Below are 9,707 nucleotides of genomic sequence, written 5' to 3' on the forward strand. Positions count from 1 at the left end.
ATCTGATTTTTTGTTTACTAATGTCTTAAGAAGGTTGTCCTTATAGTAAGTAAATTCCTCACTTGAGCCATCCTGATATTGAACTGCTTTCTTGTTTCCATTATCAAAATACTCATAGGTTGTCGTTCTTCCCTCTGCTGTTACCTTCTTTAATCTTCCTACTTTGTCATATATATTTAGTGATATATTCCCCTTCGGGTCTGTTACCTTTTCTGCTATTTCTCCAATGTCTACACCTGATATTATATCATATTCATATACACTTTTTCCAATATCAGGAACATATTTTTCTATTATTCTGTTTAATTCATCATATCTTCTTGTTGTTACTCCCGTAATATCCGTGGCTGTCAGTATATTACCGTTATTATCATAGGTGTATGAAACTGATATTGTTCCTGCTGTTTTTGTTTTTAGTCTTCCATGGATGTCATAGTTGAAGCTTGTTATTACACCATTTCTATCCTTTATTGTTTTTACTTTTCCGTCCTCAAAATATGTGTAGCTTTCTACCTTAGAGTCTACATAGGTGAATGCAGCTCCATTTGGTATTTTCCCACCATGGTCTATTCTTCTCTTTAGCTGGTTTCTTACTCCGTATTCAAAGGTTGTTATATTTCCCTTTCCATCTTTTTCTGTAAGAACATTTCCTACTGTGTCATATGTATATGATGTTGTTTCATTCTTTGCATTTAAAACAGTTTGAAGTCTATTTAGAGTATCATAGATATATGTTGTTATATTTCCTCTGCCATCTTTTTTGGTTTTTAGGTTTCCAACCTCATCAAAGCTTTGCTCTGTTGTATGAAGCTCTGGATCTGTTGTTTTAATAATTCTGTTATTTTTATCATACTCAAATTCTGTCTTGTTATTTAATGCATCATATGCCCTTACCTGTGCATCATTTTTATTGTACTCAAGCTTTTCAATACTCTTCATATATGGGTCTATTTTTTCAATCAATCTATTGTTATCATCATATACAAAGATTGTCTTGTTGCCTCTCCAATCTATTTCTTCTGTCTTATTTCCGTTTTTATCATAGTTGAAATTATTTGTGTGTACTGTTTCTTGGTTGTTTATGCTCTTAACCTTTTTGATAACTGCCTTTATCCTATTTAGCCCATCATAGATTTTCTCTGTTATGTTTCCATTTCCATCCTTTTCAAAACGTGGATTTCCTGCGGCATCATATTTTATACTTACAATAATTTCTTCTGTTCCATCAGCTTTTCTTTGTGTTTTTGTAAGCATCCTTCCTTCGTTGTCATAAGTGTATATCTCCTGCTTTAAATGACTATCTATACTGCTTTTTAAATTTCCGTTACTGTCATATTGATAGGTTACATAATATACTCCTATTGTTTCGTCTGATGGATAGGTTTCCTTTCTTAGTTTGTCTATTTCATTGTATTCAAGAATAACTGTGTTTCCATTTCCATCTGTTTTAGTAAGCACATTACCATGCAGGTCATATGTTTTACTCTCCAGGATTATTTCTGGACTTGTTAATGAATCCTGATGCTTTACTGCCTTAATATTTCCTGCGGCATCATATTCAAGCTTTTTAATTCTACCCTTTGCATCAGTTTCCTTTACCTTTCTTGAAAGGGCATCATATTCATTCTTTGTAGTAAAGGCAATACCCTTTTCTTTAGTTACTGGGTCTAGAATTTCTGTAATGTTTCCTGCAAGATTATATTTATATTCTACTCCATAGCCATTGTTTATTTTTTCCTCAACGGTAGCTCCTACAGCTGTGTCGTAGCCTATAGCATCAAGCTCCTTTATTACATGACCCTTTTTGTCATACTTATATGCCTTTGTTACAACGCTTACTGGGCTTGTGCTCCATGTGGAATTTACTGGATTATATTTCTTTTCATTAAATATCTCTGTCTTTGTAATAACCCTATCCATACTGTCGTATTTGTATACTGTCCTACTCATTTGATGTATAGTCTTGTTTATGTCATAGCAATTTGGCATTACCTCATGAATTTTTCTTCCTTGAAGGTCGTATGCGTATGCAGTTATTCCACCCTCAGGGTCTTTTATTTTTACAAGGAAACCTCTCTTGTCGTATTCATATACTGTAGCTTTTCCCCTTGGGTCAATAGCTTCTATTACTTTATCTTCAAAGTTGTACTTTGTTTCCTTCACGATAGTAACTGCTGTACCAAACTCATCAATACCTGGTTCACTTACCTTTGTACGTCTATTCATTTTATCGTATTCATAGGTTGTTACTACATCGTCTGGAGCTTTTTCTGTCTTAAGATTCTTATTTTTATCGTAGGTATAAGTTGTTGTAAGAGTAGTTAATACTGTACTATTAAAATCATTTCCATATATATTACCTGCTTTAATGTATACAGTCTTCTTCTCTGGAAGTCCTAAATAGTTGTTTATATATTGTATTACCTGCTTCTTTGTTTCATCTATTTTACTTTCAACCTTTGATACATTTAAATCATCATCATACCAATATTCAGTAATCCTTCCTGCTGTATCTGTTTGACGTTTTAATTTGCCATTTTTATAGTATTCATAACTTGTTACTATGAAATTAGTTGGTACTACATTTAAATCAACCTTGTCAGGACTTACCCATTCTGACCTTTTGTTGCCATTTCTGTAGTAATCTATTTTGCTATATGAATATTTTGTAACACCTGATATTTCTTCAACTGGAACCCATTTTTCAGTAAGTCGATTTAAACCATCATACTTAAAGTAGGTTGTCATTCCATTCTCATCTACAGTATTATTTATGGTTCCATTTGGGTTATATTTTGTTGAAAGGGTAGTCCCATCTGGATTTATGGTTAATACAAGTCTTCCAGCATAGTCGTACACTTGCTTTGTGTCTGCGTATTCTGTTGGTGTAAAGTATTCTCTATAGGTTGTTTGGGTCTTTTTATCAGGTAGAATTTCATAGAAGAATTCTTCAAGTAAAGTTAATGGTGCTTCCGCACTTTCCTTAAAGAAAATCTTCTTTAGTCTGTTTAAAACATCATACTCATACTCAAATATTCCTCCATCTGGTCTTGTTTCTCTTGTTTTATTTCCATATATATCATAGTTAAATATTGTTGTGTTGTTCTCTGCATCTGTTTCCTTCCACAGTAGACCTGATGGATAATATTCATATCTGTGACCATAGTTTCCTATATAATTATTTACTCCTAAATCCTCTGATGGATTATATAGGTTTGGTGATATTTCCTTTGTTTTTCTTCCCATATGGTCATAGTTAATAACTGTAGTTTCATTATTTGTACTCTTTTGTACTATTTTTTGAAGTTGCTTGTTGTTGTCGTAGATATACTCAGTTCTATGTCCCCTTGCTGTTGTTTCTGAGGTTTTAAGTCCCATAGAATTATATTCAAAACTTTCATCCCTTTGAGTTTCTGGGTCCTTTATTGTTCTTATGTTCCCATCTGTATCGTAGGTGTATATTGTGGTGTTTCCCTCTGGGTCTGTAACTGATTTTAAAAGTCCCTTTGCCTTATATCCAAGCTGCTGTGCTTCTGCATCTGTGTAATATTCATATTTTGTTATTGCAAATAGAGATTGGTCTGCATTTTCAGAATATATATCCTTTCCATTCAGCGGTTGAACTTTTTTTATAAGATTAATTTTATTTATATCATATATATATTCTATTCTATTTCCTATCTCATCAACTTCAAGTATTTTGTTATTTTTTTCATCATACTTGAATTCTTTATAACTTAAATCTGGATATATTATCTTTGTTATATTTCCCACTCCGTCCCTTACATATTCAGTCTTGTTTCCATATCTATCTATGTGTATTTTTTCTTCCCCAAATTTATTTATATTATTAAATAGATAATACTCTGTTGTTGTTACTCTATCCTCTGGATCTTGTGTCTTGATAACATAATTATTTGAGTCAGTCCACATTGTTGTTCGTCTGCCATTACTATCTACAATTATTGTTTTATTTTCTGTTGTACTATATTCATATCTCTTAACATTTCCGAAGGAATCCGTAAATTTGATTAATTTATGCATGTTATCTGATGAAGAATGATCATATTCCATTTTACTTATTGTTATTTCCTTTTGATCCTTTATCTCTATTAAAAAACCAAAGCTGTCATATACAAAGGTCATATAATATCCCATTGGGTCTGTAACCTTAACTAACTGCTTGTCTCTATATTCATACATAACTTTTCTCTTAGTAGTGTCCTCGGTAATTGATTCAATCAACCCATCCTCATTATATACTATCGTATAATGCTCTGAAGCCGAGTCCTTTATACCTATAACCTTTCCAGTACTATTTACCTCAATTGTTATTGTATTATTATTTCTATCACTCATGGACATCAGGTATCCTAGGGAGTTAAATCTATACTTATACTGATCCTTTGTTGTTAGGGTATAGGTTCCATCTGCAGCTCTTTCAAGCTTATTTCTTGAATCAGTTGGAGTATATGTTCCATCTCCATTTCTATTGAACATAAAGCTTCCTCCATTTGGAAGTCTTACCGAGACACTGGAATCACCTTTAACATATCCTTCAAAACCAAAGGTCCATCCTCTTCCGAATGCTAAGAAATCCCTTGCATCCTTTGAGTTATAGGTTCTGCTTATGTTTAATTTAAAGCCTGGGGATTCTATGCTCATATCAATAAAAGTTTCTGAATAGTTTCCTGTACCTGGGTTGGTTCCTGGAGAGCCATAGTGGATGTATTCAGGCTCATATTCTACTACTGAATTTTCGCTTGTAGTTTCGCATTGGCTCTCACAGAGCTGCATACACCCTTCATATGCACATTGACAGTATTTTTCACAATAATCTTGGCAACCTTGCTTACTACACTGACATACTCTTTCACATGCAAACTGACAAATATAACAATCTTCACCACCACTTTCACATGAATCACAGCCTAAATTATTTTGGCATATCTGACATATTGAACCCAAACAGTTCTGACAACCTTGATCTTTACATTCGCACGTTTGACATGCTATTCCTTGGCAGTCCTGGCATGTCTGGCATGAAGCTCCTAAACAGTCTTGACAATTTTTCTGGCATAATCCTTGGCAACTTGTTTCGCATGGAGTTTGGCAGATTTCTGTTTCACAATAACTTTGACAAGTCATACAGTCCTCTGAACTACACTGACAACTTTTTTCACAAGTCGTTTGACAGCCTTCTGCACTACATTGACAACTTTTTTCACATGTGCCCTCACAAGCTCCTAAACAATTTTGACAGCTCTTTTGACATGCTCCTTGGCAATTTCTTTGGCATGAAGTCTGACAAATATCAACTTCGCAATAAGTATCGCAATCACCACTATATAACTGTGCAGTATTATTTATACCCTCACTATGTTCATTTATATTATACATTTAAAATCCCCCTTTTCTTTGCAATCTCAACTAGACTGCTCATTTCTCTTATGGTTTTCTGTACTCTTAAAGCCTCTTTATATAGACATTGATAGTAGAAACAAAGTATTGATGGCATAATGTTTAAGTCTCCAGTTGCAAAATAGTTATTGATTGTGCATGCACCATCACAAATCATATAGAATGGACATTTTTTGCAGTCCATATCATCAGTTGAACGAACATTTTTTGGATTAAATTTACTTATTATATCCATCCTCTTAGAATCATCTGTTCCATTATATATGTCCCCTATTATAAATGGACTACCCACCTCGTCATTGTCACACATTTCTTGGCAAGAATATATCTTTCCATCTGTGCCTATACTGGCAAATTTTGATGCCCCTAGACCACATCTTCCATAGGCAAGAAGTCCTTCACCTGCTGTTCTAAATTGATTATTTTTTTCAGCTTGATTTATCTGGTTTATCTTTTTAAACATGCTTTCAAATGGGCTCATTGAGAAATTTCTTCCCTCATGTAGTAAACTAAGGTAATAATCTACTGTCATATGAATTTGCCTTTCCAGTTCTCTTTTTTCTTTTTCACTCCACTTACTAAACACATTGACTATGGAGAACATATTAGTGTATCCATTGGCAACTGCGAATTTATGATTGTTGAGGTATTCCTCTACATTGTCATGGTCTACAGTTGCTCTAAAGGTCATGTTAGGGTTGTACTTTAAAAATAAAGGTATTTTAGGTGCTATGATGTCAAAGGAGCTTCTTCCATCTGAACATGGTCTGTTTAGGTCTTGTGTCTTTTTATTTCCGTCTATACTTACCATAAAACCAATACCATGTGCCTTCATAAATTCTAGTTTAGCTTCATCTAGTAGTACTCCATTTGTAGTCATTGAAAGCTGATAGTTATTTCCATATTTACTTCTTATATATAGAGTTAATGGAACTATAACCTCTTCCCATCTTATGAGTGGTTCTCCACCAAAGAAGTTTATGCTAGGTCTTTCCCTTTGCTCTGTTGCGTTCCTTGCAAGAAAGTCAGCCGCATCCTTTGCAACCTCTAAGGACATTGAACGGGGCTTTTGTACCACAAAACAGTATTTGCATTTTAGGTTACAGCTTTGAGTTAGAATCAAAAAAGCATTTGATATTTTTGGTAAGCTGTTTTCCTCTCCTTTCCTTCCAAATGATGTTTTCATGTCTGTTAGTTTTGATACACAGTTTTCTTTGTTTTGGCAATCGTTACAAAACAAATTAACCACCTCCGAATTTAATAATTTTTCTTTACAATATATAAAAAGGAACATAGTCTCTAAAAATCAACCTATGTTAAAAATTTTTATAAAAAATTTTACTATCATAAGACAATGCATATTTTTGAAGCTCATTACGTAATTTATAGACCCTCTTAAAGTTTGGGTGGTTTCTGAATTCCTATTAGCAATAAAAATGACTACCTCTTTATTTGCTGAGATAGTCATTTTGCATTTATATCTTAACAATAGCTTTTATTTCATTAACTTTATCTAGCTTTTCCCAAGGTAATTCGATATCATCCCTACCGAAATGTCCATATGCTGCCGTCTGCTTATATATAGGTCTTCTAAGCTCTAGTTCACTAATTATTCCTAGCGGTGTAAGATTAAAAACAGTTTTAATGATTTCTACTATTTTATCATCAGGTATTTTCCCTGTTCCAAAGGTCTCAACTGAAATCGACACTGGTTGCGCTGTTCCAATTGCATATGCAAGCTGCACTTCTAATTTATCTGCTGTTCCTGCAGCAACCATATTTTTAGCCACCCATCTTGCAGCATATGCTGCAGATCTATCTACCTTCGTAGGCTCCTTACCTGAAAATACTCCACCACCATGTCTTCCTGTTCCACCATATGTATCAGCTATTATCTTTCTTCCTGTCAATCCTGAATCTCCCATCGGACCACCGATAACAAACCTACCTGTAGGATTGATTAAATATCTGGTATCTTTTTTCATTAAACTCTGTGGGATTATAGGTATAATAACGTTTTCTATTATATCCTTTACAATAACATCACGTTTAACATTATGAGAATGTTGTGTTGAAATAACAACTGTATCAATTCTTATAGGTTTACCATTCTCGTACTCTACTGTAACCTGTGTTTTTCCATCAGGTCTTAGATAATCAATGATTCCTTCTTTTCTTACATCGGCTAATCTTCTTGCTAGCTTTTGGGCTAAGCTTATAGGGAGCGGCATATATTCTTTAGTTTCATTTGTTGCATATCCGAACACCATACCTTGATCCCCTGCCCCCAATGCTTCACTCGTTTTAAGGCTACCTTGTTTTGCCTCAAGCGCCTTATTAACTCCCAATGCAATATCCTGTGATTGCTCATCTATCGACATGATAACGGAACAAGTTTTAGAATTAAAACCATATTCATCACTTGTATATCCCACATCCTCTATTGTTTTTCTAACAATTTTAGGAATATCAACCTTTGCATTTGTTGTTATTTCCCCCATAACTAGTACCATACCAGTTGTTGCTGCTACCTCACATGCAACTCTTGAATATGGATCCTTTTCTAAAATAGAATCTAATATAGCATCAGAAATCTGGTCACACAATTTATCTGGATGCCCCTCTGTTACCGATTCAGATGTAAATAGTCTTCTCATAATTTCTTACTCCCCCTTTTTTACATTTTTTACACATCTTAATTGCTCTTATTTATTAACTATTAAGTATTTAGTTTAAATTTTTATACCTTTTGTTTCTCTGATATAGTCTCCTTTATTTCTTGAATATCTTTTTGTACCTCAGTAATAATGTTTAATTTTTCAGTAAGGTTTATAATTATCTGCTGATAGTTATTTTCTCTCTGTTCCTGCTTCTCATCTCTTTTTTCTTGTGCCTTTAAAATATATAATATAAGAGAAACAGTAAGTACTGCCCATATTCCCTGAGAAGATGCTATTTTTACAATTTCATTTTCCACTCATTTCACCTTCCTCTATAATCTTTAATTTTCTTTAATTTACTCACTCATTCTTAGATTTTCATTATTTACAGTTTGAATCCCATAGATAGAATTATTAATTATGATATAATTGGGAATAGAAGGATTAACCTTAATAGACATAGTGATGAATTGGTATTTTATGTTAGCAAATGGATATCCACAAAGCTCAAATTGGTCTACCCTCCATGTCTCACAGGATCATTGTCCCTAAATTCCTTCGTTCAACCTATCATGAGGTGAATGTCGTTTATGCTCCTATGCAGGGTCTACGCCCGTATGGTGAATAATATTACCGACTACTCCGAGCTCCATTTATCAAAGAACTACAATCTAAAAATCAGTGAATAATTTATGTTAAAATTAAAATAGTAATACACATTTGTTAAGCAACTTTACCTGTAACTTCTGGATGTTTAATATCATTTATAAATTTCTGTGGATTATAACGAACTCCCTTTGTTCCTATTGCATAAAGAACTCTTATTAATTTACAGCATAGAGCTATAAGCGATTGTTTTTTCTTTATAGGATTTTTAGCACGAGTTGTATAGTATTTATGCAGTGCCTTAAATTCATTATTTACAGCTACTAAAGGCATAATAGTCTTAAAAAGTAATTCTCTAAGCTTTCGCCTTCCTCTTTTGGTTATGGTTGTTTGTCCTTTTTGTTTACCTGAACTATATTCTTTTAATGTAAGCCCGGCAAGTTTCTGAATTTGACATGGATGTGCATATTGAGCCAATTCACAAACTTCAGATAAGAAGCCCGCAACAGTAACAAGGGCAAGTCCGGGAATAAGAAGCATTCCTTTTGCTCCAGGTATTTCACTAATTATAGTCTCAACCTTAACCATCAAGTCATTCAATTTAAGCATTACAGAATTATATTTATCTAAAAGATATTTGAGTTCATATCCTCTAAAATCCTGTGCTCTAGCAACATGCTTTTCTTTTGAAATATCAACACCAATAATTAATGTTTGTTCATTTATTTGCATTATTCTTTTATTTTGCTTACAATTCATATTAGGTACCTCCAATGATAGTTTTATTAATTAGGGATAAGCTTCGAAGCCTTATACCCCGTATTCTATCAGGAGGTGCTTTTTTATCCAGTCTTAAATTATTTCATTACAAGAATGCTCCTTTAATATTATTTTTCTTAGGTTGTTAAGTGCATTTTTTTTAATTTTATTAATTGCTTGTTTACTAACATTAAAACGCTTAGCCAGTTCAATTTGACTTATATTATTTAAATATATCTGTTCTAGAATCATTCTTTGTTT

At 33.3% G+C, this 9,707-nt stretch carries 6 protein-coding genes; all 6 read right to left on the minus strand.

Annotated elements, in window-relative coordinates; translation table 11 throughout:
* Positions 1–5,400 (minus strand): DUF6531 domain-containing protein (locus tag Q428_RS12800; RefSeq protein ID WP_242847844.1); only part of this gene is annotated, 5,400 nt, incomplete at its 3' end.
* Positions 5,393–6,661 (minus strand): radical SAM/SPASM domain-containing protein, encoded by a 1,269-nt coding sequence (locus Q428_RS12805; RefSeq protein WP_051515168.1) that lies wholly within the window; start codon positions 6,659–6,661, stop codon positions 5,393–5,395. The genes Q428_RS12800 and Q428_RS12805, both read right to left, overlap by 8 nt.
* A 235-nt stretch (positions 6,662–6,896) precedes the next feature.
* Entirely contained in the window at positions 6,897–8,078 is a 1,182-nt protein-coding gene (metK, locus tag Q428_RS12810) for a methionine adenosyltransferase (RefSeq protein ID WP_035381545.1), read from the minus strand.
* Positions 8,079–8,161: 83 nt separating this feature from the next.
* Positions 8,162–8,398: a BhlA/UviB family holin-like peptide gene (locus Q428_RS12815; protein WP_035381546.1), complete on the minus strand. Its 237-nt coding sequence runs from the start codon at positions 8,396–8,398 to the stop codon at positions 8,162–8,164.
* A 406-nt stretch (positions 8,399–8,804) separates the two neighbouring features.
* A complete protein-coding gene (locus Q428_RS12820; protein WP_423219598.1) occupies positions 8,805–9,296 on the minus strand; it encodes a transposase in 492 nt (163 codons plus the stop codon).
* Positions 9,297–9,539: 243 nt separating this feature from the next.
* Positions 9,540–9,698: a sigma factor-like helix-turn-helix DNA-binding protein gene (locus Q428_RS16700; protein WP_084478370.1), complete on the minus strand. Its 159-nt coding sequence runs from the start codon at positions 9,696–9,698 to the stop codon at positions 9,540–9,542.
* Positions 9,699–9,707 lie beyond the last annotated feature (9 nt).

This window comes from Fervidicella metallireducens AeB, assembly GCF_000601455.1.
Lineage (GTDB): Bacteria > Bacillota > Clostridia > Clostridiales > Caloramatoraceae > Fervidicella > Fervidicella metallireducens.

Excerpts from the sequence above, each read along its gene's own strand:
- metK (WP_035381545.1), bottom strand. The coding sequence starts at position 8,078 with ATGAGAAGACTATTTACATCTGAATCGGTAACAGAGGGGCATCCAGAT.
- Q428_RS12820 (WP_423219598.1), bottom strand. The coding sequence starts at position 9,296 with ATGCTTAAATTGAATGACTTGATGGTTAAGGTTGAGACTATAATTAGT.
- Q428_RS16700 (WP_084478370.1), bottom strand. The coding sequence starts at position 9,698 with ATGATTCTAGAACAGATATATTTAAATAATATAAGTCAAATTGAACTG.